The following is a 19,346-nucleotide window of genomic DNA, read 5'->3' on the forward strand; positions in this document are numbered from 1 at the left end:
CGACGATGAGTCCGTGCTCGTCGAGGCACTTCGCACAGCCAGGACGCCATCCGCAAGGTCCTCGCTGCACCGGCCCCGCTTCAGGTCCCGGCACACCCACCACTGCCTGAGCATTCGCCCCTGCCCCGCATGTTGGAGAAACCTTGTCTGCTCCCTGCTCGGCCGAGACCGTGCGCTCCCTGATACCCAGAGCCCGCGATGACCTCGCGGAACTGGTCGCGCTGCGCACCGTCGTCGGTATCTCACCCCCGGACCAGTTCGATCGCGCGGCCGACCGGATCGCCACCATGCTCGCGGATGCCGGTTTCCCCGAGACTCGACTGCTCTCCACCGACGAGGGCCCCAAGACGGTGTACGCCCGCCGCCCCGGACCACCCGGTGCACCGTCCGTGGTGCTCTACGCGCACTACGACGTCGTCTCCGCGCAGGACGAAACCTCTTGGCGTACACCCCCGTTCGAGCTGACCGAACGCGAAGGGCGTTGGTACGGCCGGGGCAGTGCGGACTGCAAAGGCAACATTGTCATGCACCTCACAGCGCTGCGCGCGCTTCAGGAAGCCCTGCCTCACGAGCCCTACCCGGACGTCGACCTGGCCGTCATCGTCGACGGCTGTGAGGAGCCCGGCGACGGCAGCCTCGAGAAAGTACTGCGAGCCCATCCGGACCTGCCGACGCCGGACGTGGTCGTCGTCGCCGACACTGGGAACGTCGAGTCCGGCATCCCCACCCTTACCACCTCCCTGCGAGGCATGGCAGTAGTGGAGATCGAGCTCTCCACGCTGTCCAAGACGCTGCACTCGGGCCAGTTCGGCGGGCCCGTGCCCGACGCCATGACCGCTCTGATCCGCCTCCTGGCCACGTTGCACGACAGTCAGGGGACACCCTGTGTGCCGGGGCCCGGCACCGGTGAGACGGCGCGACCCCGTGCCGCCGCCGAGTACTCCGAGACGGACCTGCGCGCCGATGCCGGCGTCCTGGACGGTGTCGCGCTCATCGGCACCGGCAGCATTGCCGACCGGCTGTGGAGTCGGCCCGCCATCACCGTGCTCGCCGTGCAGTCGCCGCAACTCGACGACGCCGTTCCCGCGTTGCTGCCCTCGGCGAAAGCGCTGATCAGTGTGCGCACCCCGCCTGGTACGGACGTGGCCCGAGTCCATGACGAACTGGCCGATCACTTGCGTCGGCAGGTGCCTTGGGGTGCGCACATGGAAATCCGGCGGGTCACAAGCGGCCCGTCCTTTCTCGCCGACTCCGGGGGACAGGCCCATGCCGAGATGCGCGACGCCCTGCACGACGCCTTCGGCGCACCGGTCCGCGACGTGGGGGCCGGTGGCTCCATCGCCGTCTGCTCCGTCTTCCGGACGCTCTACCCGGACACAGAGATCCTCCTGTGCGGCGTCGAGGACCCGCCCTCGCAGATCCACGGTATGGACGAGAGCGTGAGCCCGAGCGAGATCGCCTCTCTGGCTCATGCCGAAGTCCTCTTCCTGCGCCGCCTTGCCACCCTCCGAACGAACCCGCGCAGATCAGGCGAAGACGCTTCCCGTCTGTCGTCGGCCGGCGTGCAGGAGGACCGATGATCTACCGGCACGCCTGCGAAATCGTCACCGACGAGGTCTTCCTCGAACTGGACGGCATCCTGCCGGACCGTCACCTCTTCCTGAAGCTGGAAGGGATGAACCCGGCCGGGTCGGTAAAGCTCAAGTCCGCGCTGGGCATGGTGGAGGACGCCGAACGCAAGGGTGTGCTCCTGCCCGGCGGCCGGATCGTCGAGTCCTCCTCAGGCAGCCTCGGCATCGCCCTGTCCGTGATCGCCGCCTCGCGCGGATATCACTTCACCTGCGTGACCGACCCGAACATCTCCCCGCACAGTCTGGCGCTGATCCGCTCCTTGGGGACCGAGGTCCTCCAGGTCACGCAGAGGGACCACAACGGCGGCTATCTCGGCACCCGGATCGACCGTATCCGCGAGATGACCGAGGCCGACCCGAACCTCGTATGGCTCAACCAGTACGCCAACCCCGCCAACGCGCAGGCACATGCGCGGCGGACCGCCACCTCGATACTCAAGAACATCGGGCATGTCGACACCCTGCTGGTCGGTGCCGGAACCACCGGCACCCTCATGGGCTGCACGCGTCACTTCCGTATGTTCTCCCCCTGGACGAGGATCGTCGCAGTGGACACCGCCGGATCGGTCACCTTCGGCGGCCCGCCCGGCCCACGCCACATCCCCGGCCTCGGCACCAGCCGCCGTCCCGAACTGTGCCGGCCCGAGCAGGTGGACGAGGTGGTCCTCGTCGACGAGCGCGACGCCGTACGCATGTGCCGACGCATGGCCCGTGAACACGGACTGCCGCTCGGCGGCTCCACCGGATCCGTGCTCGCCGCCCTGGAATCGATTGCCGACACAGTCCCCACAGGCTCGCGCGTGGTGGCGCTCTCCCCGGACATGGGCGACCGCTACGTCAAGACGATCTACGACGACATGTGGGTGGCCGACACCTTCGGCACGGGTGTCCTCGACGACTCCGCCGGACGTCCCGTCGCCGTGTGACCCGCTGTCCGCGTCCCCGCCAGGCCACACCCGCACCTCTGCTGAGACCAGCAACGAGACAAGGGAAACTTCTGCATGTTCGACTTCCATGTCGTGGGCGGCGCCGCCCTGCGCACCCTCATCGACGCCTCTCGTCCCGACATCGTCGAGACGGTCCGCTCCGCCTACCTCACCCACGGTGACGGTGATTCGGTCAACCCGAACAGCTACTTCCTGCGCTTCCCGGAGAAGCCGGACGCCCGCATCATCGCGTTGCCCGCCCATCTCGGTGGCGACTACGGCGTCTCAGGGATCAAGTGGATCGCCAGTTACCCGCGCAATATCGAGCGCAACATTCCACGCGCCTCGGCCGCACTGCTGCTCAACGACTACGAGACGGGCTACCCCTTCGCCTGCCTGGAGGCGTCCCAGATCAGCTCCGCCCGCACCGCCGCGTCCGCCGTCCTGGGTGCCCAGGAACTGACGGGTGGCCGTACCGCGGACCGGATCTGCCTGGTGGGCGCAGGGATCATCGCGCGCAACATCGCCGAATTCTTCGCCGGGCAGTCGTGGACCGTGAACCGCTTCGTCGTGCACGACCAGAACGCTTCCTACGCGGATGCGCTCACCCGGCACATCGGTGAACTCGGATACGGTGCCGAGCGCGCGGACTCTTTCGAACAGGCCACGGCCGACGCCGACATCGTCGTCTTCGCCACGACCGCGCCCGAGCCCTGGGTGACCCGGACCGATGCCTTCGCCGCCGGACAGACCGTCCTCAACATCTCGCTGCGAGACCTCGGCGCGGACGTCATCGCCGGTGCGCAGAACATCCTCGACGACGTCGACCACTGTCTGACGGCCAATACCTCCCCGCACCTGGCGGAACAGCAGCTCGGGCACCGCGACTTCATCGACGGCACCCTCGCGCAGGTGATCCGCGGCGAGGTCTCCCCCGCAGCCGACCGTCCGCGCATCTTCTCGCCCTTCGGCCTCGGTGTCCTCGACCTCGCCGTCGGACAGCGCCTCTACCAGCAGGCCGTCGACAAGGGTCTTGCGGTCTCGGTGCCGGACTTCTTCGGCGAGACGGAGCGCTGGAGCTGACGCTCGCACGCGCCTACTTCCCGTCTCACGAAAGGCCGTCATGCCGAACACCGCTTCCCTTGCAGCTCTCCATGCCTCCCGATCCGCGCAGAGTGCGGAACTGGCCGCCCTCGCGGCCGGCCACGCCCAGCGATTCCCCTGGTACCGCGAACTCCTTCTGCGCCGCGGAGCCCTGGGCTCCGGAGCCCTGTCCGATCTTCCTCTCGTGGACACCGGTCTGCTCGGCGCGCACTACTACACCGCCGCTTACCCTCAGTTGCCGGATGCCTCCGCGTACCACACCTCGGGAACCTCCGGCGGACAGCGCAAGCGCATCCTCTACTCGACCGCCGATGACGACGCGTACATTGCCCAACGTCGCGCATTGTTCGGGGAGTTCACCGCGGGGGTACCGCGCGGCGCGGTGGCCGTCGCGGACCTCGGTACCGGCCATGCCGCCGCCTCGGCCCGACGTGTCTTCGTGGAACTCGGTTACGAGGCTCACGACATCGACTTCACCCGTCCTGTGGAAGAGCACGTCGCGAAGCTCAACGCGTGGCGGCCCGACGTCTTCTTCACCATGCCGATGATCCTCGACCGGCTCCTCCAGGCCCGGCCCGCTCTGGACATCCGGCCGCGGAAGATCATGGTCGTGGGCGATGTCGCGCCCCCCGCATGGCGTGCCCACGTGGCGGAACGATTCGGCTTGCGGCCCGACGACGTCCTGGACGTGTTCGGCTCGATCGAGATAGGGGCCATCGGCCATTCGTGCGCCGAGACGGGCCTGTACCACTTCCACGACCACATCGTTCCCGAAGTCCTGACTCCCGAAGAGCTGAGCCGGCACACCGAGAACGAACTGGTCCCGTCCCGGCAGGAAGGCAGCGGGGCGCTCCTGCTCACGTCCTTCACCCGTGACTACTTCCCCGCGGTGCGTTACGTGACCGGCGACGCTGTCACCGGCCTGCGCCGCATCCGTCACGAGGGCCGCGAGGTGTTCGCGTTCGAACGCATCGACGGGCGGCTTGCCGGCGACTTCAAGCACGGTGAGCGGATCAGCAACCACGACTTGGCGCAGATCATGGCGGAGGTCTTCCCCGGCCGCCCGTTCGAGGCGGGTGACGCTGACGGCCTGGTCATCAGAGTCGTCGCCGAAACGGTGGATGACGACCAGGTCGCCGCGGTCCGCGCGGCCGTGGACCGGCGGGCTCCCGATGTCGCGCAGATGATCGCGTCCGGACTGGTCGGACCGGTGCGTGTGCAGGCTGTCACGCCGGACGGACTCCGGTCGGGCCAGGCCAAGCGACGCCTCGACCTGAAGGAGGGCTGACCGGTGTGCGGAATAGCTGGAACAGTGTCCCTGGGACATGCTTCCGCCCATACCTCGTACGCCCTCGCCGCCTGCGCGGCCATGGCGCACCGAGGCCCGGACGAGACGGGGTCCTTCACCACACCGGACGCGTCCCTGGCGATGTGCAGGCTGAAGGTCATCGGCCTGCACGACGGCTCCCAGCCCGTCTTCAGCGACGACGGCACGGTCGTATGCGTCCTCAACGGTGAGATCTACAACCACCAGGAACTGCGCGCCTTCCTCGCCTCGCGAGGACGCCCTGTCCACGGCGGCAGCGACGCGCAAGTACTGCCGCACCTCTACCAGGAACTGGGCGAGCACTTCGTCGAGCGGCTGCACGGCATGTTCGCCGTCGCCGTGTACGACACCCGTGACGACCGGCTCGTCCTGGCCACCGACCGGGTCGGCAAGAAGCCGCTGTTCTACGCGAAGCCTGATGGTGATTCGGTGGCGTTCGCGTCGGAGCTGCCCGCGCTGATGCTGCACCCCGGAATCGGCCGGGACATCGACCCCCTTGCCGTGGACCAGTACCTCGGCTACCGGGTGGTCCCCGCACCGCACACGATCTACCAGCACGTCCGCAAACTGGAGCCGGCGACGACCCTGGTCCTGGAACGGGGTCGGCCCGAACGGCGCCGCAGGTACTGGCAGTTCGACTTCACCGCCGAGCTCACCGACCTGCCGCAGGCCGATATCGACGAGCGCATCGACGCGCTGCTTCAGCAGGCCGTGCAGGACCGGCTGGAGTCGGAGGTGCCGCTCGGCGCGATGCTCAGCGGCGGGCTCGACTCCAGCCTCGTGGTGGCCATGGCCACCAAGCAGCTCGGTGGGCCCCTGCACACGTTCTCCGTCGGGTTCGAGCACGCTGCCTTCGACGAGTCGGTGCACGCTCGCGCCGTGGCCGAGCACTGCGGCACCTGGCATCACACGTACCGGATCGGTCCGCAGGACGCGATGGAGGCCGTCGACACCATCCTCGGCCACATGGGGGAGCCGTACGCCTTCCCTTCCGCGATTGCGGCCTCCTGCATGTACAAGCTGGCCAGGCAGTACGTGACCGTGGTGCTGACCGGTGACGGATCCGACGAGATCTTCTGCGGCTACGGCCGGTATCAGCGGCTGCGCGACCTCTCAGCGGGAGGGAGCCTCGCCGATCGCTACGAGGGCGTCCTGCTGGACGGCGTTCCCCACGCGCTCAAGAGTCGACTGTACGCGGCCGACTTCGCCGCACGGCTGCCGCGCCAGCCGCACAATTACCTGCGGGCCCGCTTCGACCGCACCGACCCCTCGGTCCCCGACCTGGACCGCGCCATGCAGGTCGACAGCGGATTCTGGCTGTCCGACGCCCAGTTGGTGAAGATCGACCGGATGTCGATGGCGCACTCCGTCGAACCCCGCAGCCCTCTGCTCGACCACCGGCTGATCGACTTCGTGAGCCGTATTCCCGCGGACCGCAAGCTTGTCGGCCGCGAGGAGAAGGCCCCGCTCAAGCGGGTGGCCGCCCGTTACCTGCCCCGACAGGTCCTGGACCGCCGCAAGCAGGAACTGGCCGTGCCCCTGGAGAGCTGGCTGGGCACGGAGCTGCGGTCCACGATCAGCGACACGCTGACCTCCGAAGCCGCCCTGGAACGCGGCTACTTCGACCCGGATGCCCTGCGCTCCACGGTCCACGAGTTCCGCCCCGAGCACAGCTACGCGCTGTGGACGCTCTACATGCTCGAGCGCTGGCACCAACTGCAGGAGGACAGCCCGGCCCGCGAGAAGGCCGCTGCCGCCCACGCCTGACGCCCGGGTCCTCCACCGACCACCTGCCTGTCCGAATCCGTACATGAGCAAGGGAACCGCCATGTCATCCTCTGCATCACTTCTGGGTACCGTGCCCATGCCGGCTGAGGCAGCCCGGCTCAAGCGCATCTTCGACGCCGACCGACTACTGCGAGAACTCACCTCGGTGCGTGAGCACACCTGGGACCAGCAGCGCGTCTACACCGAGGACGGCGTCGGCGCCTCGACCGACGTCGACTGGCGCTGCCTCGCCCTGCGCAGCCCCGGCGGCGACGGCGACCGCACCGACCCGGGCGGTCCCGGTCCGCAGGACTTCGCGGACACCGTCTGGCTCGACCGCATCCCGTACGTCCGCGACATCCTGGAGTCCATCCCGGCTCCGCTGCACGCGGTCCGGTTCATGGCGCTCGGCCCGGACACGGTCGGAATCGACCACACCGACCCCAAGTACGGGCCGCGCTGGGGCGTCGGCCGGCTGCACGTGCCGGTCGTGACCAACCCCGAAGCCGTGCTCGTCCTCGACGGCGTCGAGCACCGTTGGCAGCCGGGCGACTTCTGGTTCGGCGACTTCAGCCGTACCCACCGCGTACAGAACACCGGCAGCGACGCCCGGGTGCACCTGGTCATCGACGTCCTGGTCACCCCGGGACTGGTGGCCCTCTTCCCCGAGACCTGGCAGGAGTACTTCCGCGACGGCGAGATCCTCTTCAACCGTCAGGAGTGCCCGCAGACCGTCGAAGAACGCCGACGGCTAGGAACCACCCGCTTCTCCCTGCCTGCCACGTTCCACCTGTGGGAGGACGACACCGCGCTTTCGGCCGACCTGCCCCAGGAGACGGCGACCCTTGCGGAGGACGGCGAACGCATGGTCCTGCGCCTGCCGGGCGACCGGGTCTTCGCGCTGGTGCACCTCGGTGACCACGAGTACCGCTTCGCCGGCTGGAGCGAGGAGCGCACCCTCCAGGTCTTTCCCGACGGGCCGGACCCCCGGGTCGTCCTGCGCACCCGTGAGGGCAGCCAGGTCCACGAGCTGACCCTGTCCGCCGAACGCCTCTCCGCCTGATCCACCACCGTGCGGGACGCGACGCGCTCGCGTCCCGCCCCCGACTGAGGGAAGCCATGACAGCCGTTGTCGTCATCACCGACCTGGTCGTGCTGGCCAAGCATCTACGTCTTCTGGACCTGGCCGAACAGCGCGGCGTGACACCGCTGTTCGTGTTCGGGCCCGAGACACCCGCCGAGGAACTCGCCCGGCACCGCGGTGACCTGGCACACCCGCTCTCCCGCATCCCGGACGAGGGCCTTCGCCACGTCACGGACACATCGCTCGAGACGGTGCTGCGCGCGGTCACGCCATGGCTGCACGAGCACGAGGTGCGTGCGGTGCTGAACGTCGGTGAGGTGTTCGTGGAAGCCGCCGGGGCTCTTGCCCAGACCCTCGGCCTGCCCGGTCCCGGGACGCATGCGGCGCAGGTCTGCCGCAACAAGGTGCTCCAGCGTCTGGCAGCGCCCGCCCTGGCCCCGCGATGGACCCTGTTGGATACGACGCGCAGTACTGCCGCGGATGGCTGGGAGGTGTTCCCCGCCGTGCTCAAACCGGCCTCGCGGATGTCGAGTTCGGGTGTCCGAGCGGTCATGGGGCCGACCGCGGTCCGCCCGCTCCTGCCCGACTACGGTGCGGATGAGCTGCTGTTGCTCGAGGAGCGGATCGAAGGCCGTGAGTTCTCCGTCGAGACGCTGGTACGTGACGGCTCTGTGCTGTGGGCGGGCATCACGGCGAAGGACACCAATGAATCCGACACCTCGTTCTTCACCGAGACCGGCCACACCTCGCCCGCGCCCCATCTCACCCCGGACCAGGAGCGGCTGCTGCTCGGGGCCAACGCGGAGTTCCTGCGGTCCGTTCGGTTCGGCACCGGCATGAGCCACGCCGAGTTCCGGCTGACCGCCGATGACCGGGTGGTCCTGATGGAGGCCGCCGCTCGACCGCCTGGTGACGCCATCACGCGCCTGTGGCGGCTGGCCACCGGTATGGATCTTGATGCGGCCCTGCTGGACCTCGTGCTCGGTGTCGAACCGGTCACCGCGTCACCGCAGCGTCGGGCCCGGCAGGCCTATCTCGACCACCCCCGGGGCCTCCTCGCGGACGTGACCGCAGACGGCGTACCCGTGCACTGGGTCAGTGAGCAGGGCCGGTGGCCGGACCTGTCGCCGATCCCGAAGGAGGCACCGCCGCGGGGGCACGCGGTCCTGGTGAGTCGGCACCACGGCGACGTGCTGGGTGACCAGTCCGACTCCAAGGGCCGGTCGGTCTCCGTCGTGGTGGACGCTCCGTTCGACGACGACATCGACGCTGCCGTGCTCGGGGCGACCCGGTCCGTCACGATCCATACCGTGCCTGTCGAGGCGCCGGAAGAAGCCGTCCGTTGACCGGCCGCACCGGCACTGCCGACACCGCCCGTGCGGTGTGCGACGTCGACGACGCACAGGCGGTGGCCCGACGTGCCGCACGGACGATTCTCGTCTCCGGGCCACCCGTGCCGGGGCAGCCGCCAAGGCCGCTGCCGATGACGCTTCCGGCATCGTCGGCGGCCCGCCTGTCACCGTGACACACCTCGACGGGAAGCGGTCCGGGCTACGGGTCTTCGGGCTCGGGCAGTGCTGGTTCACGGCTCCTCTGCCGCCGGAGGCCACCCTGCGGGGCCGACTCTGTGACGGCTGGACGACCGACGACCCGGCGTACGCCGGCGGCGGGAGTCCGATCACGGAGACGATCGGCCGCGGCGGCATGGCCGCCGCGGCCATGCCCTTGCAGGATCACTCCGCCGGCACACCTGCCGACATGATTCGACTCACCGAGTACATGTACGGCGTCACGCCGGGGGAACATCCCGAGCACCGGACTCCTGCGCTCGCCTACCGCGGTGTGCCATGCGGCACTTCGGCCGGCCCCACATGATCTGGGAGAACCCCGTGACACCCTCGCCCCCCTCCCGTCCGGACACGGCGACGGAGTCGGCCGTCGTCCCGGACGGCGCCGACCGCCCGGCCGTGTTCCCCTCGTCATCCGGCTCCCTGCGCAACTGGCTCGCGGTCATCGCCGTAGGTATGGGCGTTTTCGCCTTCACCACCACCGAGATGGTCCCGATCGGACTGCTCCCCGCCATGAGCCGTGACCTGGGCGCCTCCGAGGGCACTGTCGGCCTGTCGGTAACCCTGTACGGCGCGATCGCGGGCCTGTTCGCACCCGTTCTCACGGTGGCGACGCGCAGGCTTGATCGCCGCAGACTGCTCCTTCTGGTGCTCTGCGTCTTCGTCGGAGGGAACGTCTTCACCGCGCTGTCGTCGTCGTACGCGGTCCTGATGGTCTCGCGGCTGCTGACGGGATTCGCCCACGGCGTGATGTGGTCGATTGCGGCGAGTATCGCCATCCGCCTCGTCTCCTCGGACCAAGCGGTCCGTGCCACGGCGGTCGTCTTCAGCGGTATCTCCATCGCATCCGTCGTCGGCGTGCCGTTCGGCACCTTGATCGGTCAGTCCGACTGGCGTATCGCGTTCTGGGCGATCGCCGGGATCGGCGTCCTGATCCTCGTTGCTGTGATCTTCCTTGTGCCGTCCCTCGAACCTCGTGCCGTGGTGCGCCTGGCCGAACTGCCCAAGCTGCTGCGGGACGGCAATCTCCGTACCGCCACCCTCGTCACAGCGGCGGTGGTGATCGGCCACTTCGCCGCGTACACGTACGTCGCGCCTTTCCTGGAGCAGGACGCGGGTATCCCGTCCGGCTGGGTCAGCGGTCTGCTCCTGCTGTACGGGGTGGCCGGCGTGGTCGGCAACTTCGCGGGCGGCGCGGCGGCGCGCGCACTGCGTACCGCCACCCTTGCCTGCATCCTGCTGCTCACCACTGCCGTCGTACTCCTCGTGGTCAACGGCCGGTGGCATCCCGGGACAATCGCCCTGCTGCTGGTCTGGGGCATCGCCTATGCCGCGCTGCCGGTCTGCCTGCAGACCCTCGTCTTCGCCAGCGCTCCCCAGGCTCCCGAGGCAGCGACGTCGCTGTACATCTGCGCCTTCAACGTCTCCATCGCGCTGGGCGCGCTGGCCGGAGGGTGGGTCGTGGACGCTTCCGGTCCGTCCGCGGTGATGTTCCTCGGCGCCGGATTCACTGTGGTCGCCGCCCTGCTGATGACCCGGTACCGCATCGCGCGCCCCGAGTAGCACATTCTGTCCCTTCCCTGCTCTGTCTGTGCTCTATCCGTGCATCCAACGCTCCCAACGAAAGAGTCACCATGCCGACACTGACCCAAAAAGACCACGTAGTAATTGTGGACGCCTACTCGGGCGGCCGATACCTGATCCCGGCCTTCCAATCTCTTGGATATCCGGTCATTCACGTTCAGTCCGGATCGGTTGGTCCCTTTTCTCGTGACAACGAAGTGGCGGCGGCCCGCGCCGACATTCACCTGGTCAACGATGGTGACGTCAGCGCATTGGTGGAGACTCTGCGTGCGGCGTCAACACGGATTGTGCTGGCGGGGAGCGAGGGCGGAGTACTCCTTGCCGATCAACTGGCAGACAGCTTGGACCTGCCATTTCGCAATCACACAGAACTGTCCATGGCACGACGCGACAAGTTCGACATGCAGGATCAGCTCCGAAAGGCGGGCGTGGCGAGCATCAAGCAAGCTCGCGTCACCGATGCCGAGGAGCTTGATGCCTGGCTGACCTCGCATGGCGCATATCCCGTTGTGGTCAAGCCGCTGCTCAGTGCGGCGACAGAATCTGTGTTTGTGTGTCACTCGCATGCTGAAGCCCATAAAGCCCTCGATGTGATCATCGGGAGTACCGACCTGTTTGGGAACCGGAACGATGCGGCGGTATGTCAGGAGTTTCTGGTCGGTGTCGAGTATGTGATCAACGGTATTGCCTGCCAAGGGCGTTGCTCCATTACGGAGGCATGGCAATCCGACAAGGTCGACAACCACGGATTTCATGTCTACGACACGCAGTACCTCTTCTGTGAAGAAGATCCGGGCTTTACGGAGATAACCGAGTACGTCGGTGACGCATGCCGTGCACTCGGGCTTGTGAACGGTCCTTTCCATGCCGAAGTGATGCTTACGGACAGGGGCCCCGTATTGATCGAGGTCGGAGCGCGTATCGCGGGTGGTGCCGATCCGTATGTTGTCGAGAGTTGCCTGGGACACTCGCAGGTCAGGTGGGTGGTACAGGCTTCACTGAACCCCGCCGCGTTCACTGAGGCCCGGGAACTCCTGCCGCCTGTCCCACGGTCCCAGAGGGCTGCTTACGTGTACCTGATTGCCAAGACGGAGGGGCGAGTTCGAGAAGCTGATCTCTCCAAATTCCTCAGTGTCGGCGGCGTGATGCATGTCAGTTATCAGTATGCGGCGGGTGACCGCCAAATGATAACGAAGGATGCGATTACAGCCGCAGGAGTGGTCCTCCTGACCGCCGAAACCGAGGAAGAGCTCAACGGTCGGGTGCGTCAGGTTCGAGAAATCGAGGCTTCGATGTATGAGGCAATAATTGACAGGGAATCAGCTTGATGAAGCACGCTGCCGCAGCGCCGGCTCATCGCGTTGGATAGAATCCGGCAGAAATGAAACTTTCCTCATGTTGATTTCTTAACCTCGGCGATTCTTCAGCGGGGTCTCGACGTTGAGCGGTCTGGCGGTTCGTCCGTAATTTCCCTCGGTGTGTGAGGGCGGGCCGTCGCGTGTCGCTGCGGGGTGCGTCGGGTTCCACGGGTCCGATGACTGCGAGGTGTCCTCCTTGCGTTGTTGGTGGGGTTGGTTCCGGTCCCTCGTGGGATCGGAAGGCCCAGGGGTGCCGGGTGTGGCTTGGGTGTGTCAGCCCGTTGGTGGCTCGAGGGGAGGTGCTGACGAACCGGGCAGTCGCCTGCTGATGGATGATCCTGTCCGTGGAATGCCGCCCCGGACCTGCCCGAGCCCCCGACGCCCACGCACACCAGGCCATCTGACGGGCGGTTTTCACGACGCACGGGGCTCATTGAGGCGAGGAAGGCCAGGACTCAGCCAAGAGCCAGAGTGTCGACGTTCAGCTTTCACGGCAGCAGTGGCGGAGCGATGGCCGCCCGAGGGCTGAGAACCGCGAGGTCTCGCAGTAGCGTGCTGCGACCATGCTGACCTGCACCGACGCCGGATGCGTTCCCGGAATCAAGGAGCCGCGTTCCCGACCGACTCTGCAAGAGGGCCCTGGCCTGCGGCTTGTTGATTTCCCGCAAGGCCCGGCGATCGCCGCGCGCATCCCGCCCGCGCAGGGCACCCACACCTCGCCCGCGGGGACTTCGCCGATACGGCCGTGCAGTTCGTGGACGGGTATGTGCACCGAGCCGTCGAGGTGGCCGTCCGCGTGCTCGGAGTCGGCGGCGCACGTCGAGGACGACCACAGTCTCGCCCCGGTCACGGACATCGGCGAGGTGGGCGGCCAGGTCGGCGAAGGTGGCGCGCGGGAAGGAGCGCGGCTCCGTTCCCTCCGGCACCCACGCGCGCGGCTCGCCGGTGGCGGCAGCGGCCGGCCGGTCGATGCCGACGCGGACCAACTCCCGTTGCGCCGCGGCGATCTGCTCGGGCGTGTCGGCGAGCAGCGTGACGGGCTCGCCCCACGGGATCAGCCAGGCCAGGTAGGTGGCCGGCCTGCCCGCGCCCTCGAAGTCGAACGGGCCCGCGACATGCCCCTCGGCGAACGCGACGCGGCTGCGCAAGTCGACCACCCATTCACCGGCCGCCGGCCACCGGCCGCCGCGTGATCTGTGCGGCGTCGGCCGGGCCCGGCGGGGTGAGGTCGACGGGGGCGGGGCCCGCGGCGTTGGCCGTTGGTGGGCTGCTTGAGCGTGGGGTGTCTCACTCTTCATCGTCGCCTACGGCGATACGGCCATGTATGTCGAGCAGGCGCGACTGTGCCGCGGAAACGAATCACCTGGTCAGCGCACTACCTCTTGATCACTCAAGTCGGTGAACCATCCCATCGGCCAGAGCTTGTCGCGGCACTTGCCGCCGCGTGCGCTCTCGTGCTGACGAGTTCCTCGGCGGCTCAGGCCGGTGCTGTCGGGACGACTCCTGTCCGGACCTTCGAGTACAGCGTCGGCGGCATGACGGTGAAGATTCCGACCGGCTGTCTGTTCACGCACATCGTCCGAGGTGGCGGCAAGAAGATCACCTACCGGACGCGGGCGTCGACTGTGCCTTCGTCGGCGCGCTGAGCAGTGGGTTCTGCAACTGGCGGATTGACTTCACGTACGCCGACACCGGCAACAGGGCCTATCGGGCATCCCGAGGGTGAACGCACCCCGAGTGCCAGATCGATCCGATGAGGAACAACTCTCCTCAGACGTTGCCTCGTTATGGAAAGGCGTGTGCGCATCTCTACGTCAACGGGGTGCGGCGGGTGAGTCAGTGTCATCACGTCACGAAGTGAGCCGTTCATGATCGATCAGCAGCAAGGGCGGGAGCAGTCCGGGGAGGTGCGACGCCGGTCGGTCGGGGTTGCCGCGTTCGTGGTGGGGCTGGCGGGGGCGTTCGCCCGATGGATCTGCCAGTCCTGGATGAGGAAACGGAGTAGCAGCAGAGGGAGCGAGTGAGCTCGGGCACCGTGCTGTGGCAGTGCGGGAAACGGTCCGGGCGTCGGCCTGGGTGATGCGCCGGTGGCCCCGCCTCGGGTGAGGACAATCACACGCTGTTCTTACCTGAGGCGGAGGCCGGGGGCGGGGTGCCAGGTGCGGGGGCTGGGTGCCGGGTCAGGCGGCGAGGCGTTCCGCCAACGCCTTGGCCTTCGTGGCCGCGTCGCCGAGTGCGCGCTCGCGGGAGGCCTCGTAGAGCGGGACCAGGTCGGACATCGCCGGGTTCTGCGGGGCCATGGTGAGCTCCGGGACAATGAACTCGAGGTCCGTTCCGAGGGCGTCGGAGAACACCGCGCTCAGGTAGTTCTGCACGTACTCGAAGCCCTCGCGCGGCGTCCCGGGTCCGTAGGCGCCGCCGCGGCTGGCGATCACGGTGACCGGGGTGCCCTTGATCTTCGAGTCCTCGGTGCCCGCGGTGCGGCCCATCAGGATCACGTTGTCCAGCCAGGCCTTCAGGGTCGAGGGGATGGCGAAGTTGTACATCGGAGCGCCGATCAGCACCGCGTCCGCCTGCTCCAGCTCCTCTATGAGCTTCACGCGCTCGGCGAAGGCCGCCGCCTGCTCGGGCGTGTGCGTGGCCGGGTCGGCGAAGCCGGCGGTGTGGGCGTCGGCGGTGATGTGCGGGACGGGGTTCGCGGCGAGGTCGCGGTGGATCACCGTGCCCTCCGGGTGCTGCTCCTCCCACGACGTGCGGAAGGCGTCCGTCACGGCGCGGGACGCGGAGGCGCCGGAGGGGAACACGGAGGAGTCGATGTGCAGGAGCGTGGCCATGGGGGTCTCCGGGGGTTGAGCGCGTGCCGAGTGGCGCGCACTGAGGCTGTTCTCAGTAGCTGAAGTTTTGTACTTGACTATGGATAACACAGGTACTTACTTTTTTTCATCCCTATCCGGGAGGGAAGTACCCTGAAGCCATGACGGTCGAGCAGGAACACGGCACGCACCTGTGCAAGCAGGTCGACAAGGGCATCACCCGTGTCTTCCAGCTATTCGGAAAGCGCTGGACCGGGCCGATCGTGGCCGTCCTGATGGGCCAGCCCATGCACTTCTCCGACCTGCGCCGGGCGATCCCGGGCATCAGCGAGCGCATGCTGTCCGACCGGCTGACGGAGCTCGGCGCGGCGGGCCTGCTCGTCCGCGAGGTCGACGAGGGGCCGCCCCTGCGGGTCTCCTACCGGCTGACGGACGCGGGCAAGGCCTTGGACCCGGCCCTTCGCGAACTCGGCGAGTGGGCCAAGATGCATCTGCCCGAGGGGTGGCAGTCGGGCCCGTGCTGAGGCCTGCCCGGCGTGAGTCCCGGACGCTGCGAGGTCCAGACGGTGCGGGGCTGTCGGGGGCGACGGCTGGTGGGTGTGGGTTCCGGGTTCCTTTCGGTGCGGGGCCCGTGGGGTGTGGATCCCTTTCCGACGGGAGGCCCGAAGGGGTGCGGATCCCGTCTGACGCGAGGCCCGAAAGGGTGTGGATCCCGTCCGGCGCCAGGCGAAGAGCGGGTACGGGTCTGTCGTGCGTCCCGGGTTTTCCACAGCCGTGGAGTTGTCCACAGGGTCTGACGTGTTTTCGCCACCGGCTGTACGGTCGTCGCGAGTTGATGTTCGGGCGAGCGCACGTGAGCGCGATGGGTGCACGGGGGAGGCGGTCGGTATGACCGAGGCCGGTATCGGTGTGGGGCGCAGGCTGCCCGGGGTGCGGGGCTTCGCCACGTGGCCCGTGGAGGGATCGCCCAAAGAAGAGGGGAAGGCGCTGCGGGAGAGCGTCCCGCACAGAGCGCACGCCACCCTCGACCTGGACGGCTCCCGCCCCGACGCGGTGACCGCGGTCGAGGAGTCCGGCCGCGGCCGTATCCCCGGGCTCACGCCGATACGGGTGGGCAGGATGGCGGCCACGCCCTTCGCCTTCCTGCGCGGTTCGGCCGGCCTCATGGCCCACGACCTCGCCCGCACTCCCATGACCCGGATCGGCGCCCAGATCTGCGGCGACGCCCACGCGGCCAATTTCGGCCTGTACGGCGACGCCCGCGGCGGCCTGGTCATCGACCTCAACGACTTCGACGAGACCGTGCACGGCCCCTGGGAGTGGGACCTCAAGCGGCTCGCCGCCTCGCTGGTGCTCGCGGGCCGGGAGGCCGGCGCCGACGAGGACACCTGCCGTACGGCGGCGCACGGCGCGGTGGGTTCCTACCGCCGCACCATGCGGCTGCTGGCGAAGCTCCCGGTCCTGGACGCGTGGAACGCCATCGCGGACGAGGAGTTGGTCTCCCACGCCGACGCCCGTGACCTGCTCGGCACACTGGAGCGGGTCTCCGAGAAGGCGCGGGGCAACACCAGCGGGCGGTTCGCGGCCAGGTCGACCGAGGCCGTCGAGGACGGCGGGCGCCGCTTCGTCGACGCCTCGCCGGTGCTGCGCCGGATCCCGGACGCGGAGGCCGCGGCGGTGGCTGCGTCCCTGGAGGACTATCTGGACACGCTCTCTGAGGACCGCCTCCCGCTGCTCGCCCGGCACACGGTGCACGACGTCGCCTTCCGCGTCGTCGGCACGGGCAGCGTGGGCACGCGGTCGTACGTCGTGCTGCTCCTGGACCACCGCGGCGAACCGCTCGTCCTCCAGGTGAAGGAGGCTCGCCCCTCGGCGCTGGTGCCGCATCTGCTGACCGCCGGGTTCGAGGCGCCGCCCGTCGCGCACGAGGGCCGGCGCGTGGTGCTCGGACAGAAGCGGATGCAGGTCGTCAGCGACATCCTGCTGGGCTGGACGACGGTCGACGGACTGCCGTTCCAGGTACGGCAGTTCCGCAACCGCAAGGGCAGCGTCGACCCGGCCGCCCTCGCCGCCGACCAGATCGACGACTACGGCCGGATGACCGGCGCCCTCCTGGCCCGCGCCCACGCGCACAGCGCCGACCCGCGCCTGGTCGCCGGGTACTGCGGCAAGAAGGACGGACTGGACGAGGCGATAGCGACGTTCGCCGTGGCCTACGCCGACCGGACCGAGGCAGATCACGCGGAGTTGGTGGGGGCGGTGCGGGCGGGGCGGATCGCGGCGGAGATGGGGGTGTAGGCGGGGCACGTGCCGGCTGGCGGTTCAGCGGGAGACGGGCGTGAGGTCGGTCGCGGTCGAGGTGGGGGAGCTGATCGTGGCGATGCGCTGAACCCGCCAGCGTCTGGGTGCTGAACCGACCAGCGTCTGGGTGTTGACCCCATCAGCGCCTGAGCGGGGGAGCAGATCGGGGCGAGGAGCCCCGAGTCACCCGTCTCCCAGTCACCCGTCTCCGAACCATCCGTCTCCCAACCACGCCTCCCGACCACCCGCTCCCGAACTACCCGCCTCCGAGCCGGGCTTCGCCTGCCGAGCCGGACCCGTCTTCGAGCCGGACCCCGCTTTCGAGCTGGACTGCGCCCCCTCCGAGCCAGCCTGAGCCCGCCGAGCCGGACTGCGCCCCCAAGCCATCCTGAGCCCCGAGCGGGCCGCCCCCTCCGAGCCCACCCCCGCCATGCCCCCGCCCTCGCGGCAGCGCCACCCGCCCTCCACCAGACACCGCCGCAGCCGATGCCCCGTGGTCGGTAGGCACCGCCGCAGCCGATGCCCCGTCGCCCGTCGGCCCGTGGCCTACGCTGGTCGGGTGACGACCCCGGAAGCTGAGCAGTCCCAGTCCGCGCCCGTTGGTGAACCGGTGCCGGAGCAGGCGGGCGCCGAGGTGCCGTCTGCCGCCGGAGCCGTGGCGGGTGACGGTTCCGCGAGCGAGGGCACCGGCGCCGGTGCGGACGCCGCGGTGCCCCGGCCCGAGGAGCGGCTGGACCGGGCCGTACGGGCCGCCGAGCAGGCGCTGATCGAGTACGAGATCGCGGTGGACACCTTCCGCATCGAGGTCGAGAACTTCTCGCGGCTGCACCACCAGAAACTCGGCCCGATGTACACCCGGCTCGACGAGTTGGACGCCCGGATCGCCGAGGCCATGGCCGCACGCACCGGCAACCCCGAGGACATCCGCAAGGCGGACGAGGCCCGGGCCCGGGTGATGCCGATGCCCGCGGTCGAGGAGCTGTTCCACGGCTGGATGGACGGCGGCGGCCTGTTCCCGGAGGCCGAGGCGATGCTCACGGACCAGCCGGTCCGGCCCCCGCAGCGGGTGCGGCCCAGCGAGGAGGCCCGCAAGCTCTACCGCGAGCTGGCCCGCAAGGCCCACCCCGACCTGGCGCAGGACGAGGACGAGCGCAAGCGGCGTGAGGAGTTCATCACCCGGGTCAACGCCGCCTACAGCCGCGGCGACGCCCCGCTGCTGCGCGAGCTGGCCGAGGAGTGGGCGGCGGGACCGGCCCCGGCGGAGCGCGGCCCGAGCCCCAGCGAGGAGCTCTACGCCCGTCTCGAATGGCTCGCCCACCGCAAGGAACTCCTCACGCTCGTCGCCAGGGAGTTGGAGGAGGGCGCCATCGGCTCCATGCTCCGGATGGCCCCGGACGACCCCGACCACCTTCTCGACGAGATCGCCGAGCAGTTGCTCGCCCAGGTCGCCGAGCGGGAGGCCGAGCTGGCGGACCTGCTCTCGCAGCCGCGTGCGTCGGAAGGTCCGTCGGGTAGCGTCGGGGCATGAGTTTCGGAGCTGGTGTGCCCACGGTCGAGGTCGGCGACCTCAAGGACGGCGACTTCCTGCTGGACGTCCGCGAGGACGACGAGTGGCAGGCGGGTCACGCCACGGGGGCGCTGCACATCCCCATCAGTGAATTCGTCGCCCGGTACGGCGAGTTGACCGAGGCGGCGCCGCAGGACGGGCGGGTCCATGTGATCTGCCGCTCCGGCGGGCGTTCGGCCCAGGTCACGATGTACCTGGCCCAGCAGGGCATCGACGCCGTGAACGTCGACGGCGGCATGCAGGTGTGGGCCGCGGCCGGCCGACCCGTCGTCACGGACGAGGGCCAACCGGGCTTCGTGCTGTAGCCACAACCGTG

The 19,346-nt window shown here is 68.9% G+C and carries 15 protein-coding genes and 1 pseudogene; 14 read left to right on the top strand and 2 right to left on the bottom strand.

The features are described from left to right. Positions 1-143: 143 nt before the first annotated feature. From OG223_RS27145 to OG223_RS27190, 10 genes are all read left to right on the top strand, one after another. Complete coding sequence (locus OG223_RS27145; protein ID WP_329253797.1) at positions 144-1,580, top strand: M20/M25/M40 family metallo-hydrolase; 1,437 nt, start codon at positions 144-146, stop codon at positions 1,578-1,580. Further along, a complete protein-coding gene (sbnA, locus tag OG223_RS27150; protein ID WP_329253800.1) occupies positions 1,577-2,557 on the top strand; it encodes a 2,3-diaminopropionate biosynthesis protein SbnA in 981 nt (326 codons plus the stop codon). The genes OG223_RS27145 and sbnA overlap by 4 nt, the downstream gene beginning before the upstream one ends. A 75-nt stretch (positions 2,558-2,632) precedes the next feature. Next, the gene (gene sbnB / locus OG223_RS27155; protein ID WP_329253803.1) at positions 2,633-3,640 is read left to right on the top strand and encodes a 2,3-diaminopropionate biosynthesis protein SbnB; all 1,008 of its coding nucleotides are present in this window, start codon (positions 2,633-2,635) and stop codon (positions 3,638-3,640) included. 40 nt (positions 3,641-3,680) lie between these two features. Next, positions 3,681-4,949, top strand: a complete 1,269-nt coding sequence (locus tag OG223_RS27160; RefSeq protein WP_329253805.1) for a hypothetical protein — start codon at positions 3,681-3,683, stop codon at positions 4,947-4,949. 3 nt (positions 4,950-4,952) lie between these two features. Continuing rightward, positions 4,953-6,755, top strand: a complete 1,803-nt coding sequence (asnB, locus tag OG223_RS27165; RefSeq protein ID WP_329253808.1) for an asparagine synthase (glutamine-hydrolyzing) — start codon at positions 4,953-4,955, stop codon at positions 6,753-6,755. A gap of 97 nt (positions 6,756-6,852) precedes the next feature. Next, positions 6,853-7,818, top strand: a complete 966-nt coding sequence (locus OG223_RS27170; protein WP_329253811.1) for an aspartyl/asparaginyl beta-hydroxylase domain-containing protein — start codon at positions 6,853-6,855, stop codon at positions 7,816-7,818. Positions 7,819-7,874: 56 nt separating this feature from the next. Beyond that, the gene (locus OG223_RS27175) at positions 7,875-9,185 is read left to right on the top strand and encodes an ATP-grasp domain-containing protein (protein ID WP_329253815.1); all 1,311 of its coding nucleotides are present in this window, start codon (positions 7,875-7,877) and stop codon (positions 9,183-9,185) included. A 37-nt stretch (positions 9,186-9,222) separates the two neighbouring features. After that, on the top strand, positions 9,223-9,714 hold the full coding sequence (locus OG223_RS27180) for an oxamate carbamoyltransferase subunit AllG family protein (protein ID WP_329253818.1): 492 nt from the start codon (positions 9,223-9,225) through the stop codon (positions 9,712-9,714). Positions 9,715-9,728: 14 nt separating this feature from the next. Further along, positions 9,729-10,970, top strand: coding sequence for an MFS transporter (locus OG223_RS27185; RefSeq protein ID WP_329253821.1), 1,242 nt, complete (start codon positions 9,729-9,731; stop codon positions 10,968-10,970). 71 nt (positions 10,971-11,041) lie between these two features. Next, positions 11,042-12,319, top strand: coding sequence for an ATP-grasp domain-containing protein (locus tag OG223_RS27190; protein WP_329253824.1), 1,278 nt, complete (start codon positions 11,042-11,044; stop codon positions 12,317-12,319). A 511-nt stretch (positions 12,320-12,830) separates the two neighbouring features. Here OG223_RS27190 and OG223_RS27195 read toward each other — a convergent pair. Both OG223_RS27195 and OG223_RS27200 read right to left on the bottom strand, forming a co-directional pair. Next, positions 12,831-13,606, bottom strand: a pseudogene (locus tag OG223_RS27195) (rhodanese-like domain-containing protein); the annotation flags it as partial. Between the two features lie 923 nt (positions 13,607-14,529). Continuing rightward, positions 14,530-15,183, bottom strand: a complete 654-nt coding sequence (locus OG223_RS27200) for an FMN-dependent NADH-azoreductase (protein ID WP_329253827.1) — start codon at positions 15,181-15,183, stop codon at positions 14,530-14,532. A gap of 140 nt (positions 15,184-15,323) precedes the next feature. On the opposite strand from OG223_RS27200, the gene OG223_RS27205 reads away from it, so the two are divergent. The 4 genes from OG223_RS27205 to OG223_RS27220 all read left to right on the top strand — a co-directional run bounded on the left by OG223_RS27205 (position 15,324) and on the right by OG223_RS27220 (position 19,335). After that, positions 15,324-15,686: a winged helix-turn-helix transcriptional regulator gene (locus OG223_RS27205; RefSeq protein WP_329253830.1), complete on the top strand. Its 363-nt coding sequence runs from the start codon at positions 15,324-15,326 to the stop codon at positions 15,684-15,686. A gap of 364 nt (positions 15,687-16,050) precedes the next feature. Then, entirely contained in the window at positions 16,051-17,460 is a 1,410-nt protein-coding gene (locus OG223_RS27210) for a DUF2252 domain-containing protein (RefSeq protein WP_329253832.1), read from the top strand. Positions 17,461-18,022: 562 nt separating this feature from the next. Beyond that, complete coding sequence (locus OG223_RS27215) at positions 18,023-18,991, top strand: J domain-containing protein (RefSeq protein ID WP_329253835.1); 969 nt, start codon at positions 18,023-18,025, stop codon at positions 18,989-18,991. A 14-nt stretch (positions 18,992-19,005) separates the two neighbouring features. Next, entirely contained in the window at positions 19,006-19,335 is a 330-nt protein-coding gene (locus OG223_RS27220) for a rhodanese-like domain-containing protein (RefSeq protein ID WP_043675918.1), read from the top strand. Positions 19,336-19,346: the final 11 nt, after the last annotated feature.

The organism is Streptomyces sp. NBC_01478 (assembly GCF_036227225.1).
Taxonomy (GTDB): Bacteria; Actinomycetota; Actinomycetes; order Streptomycetales; family Streptomycetaceae; genus Streptomyces.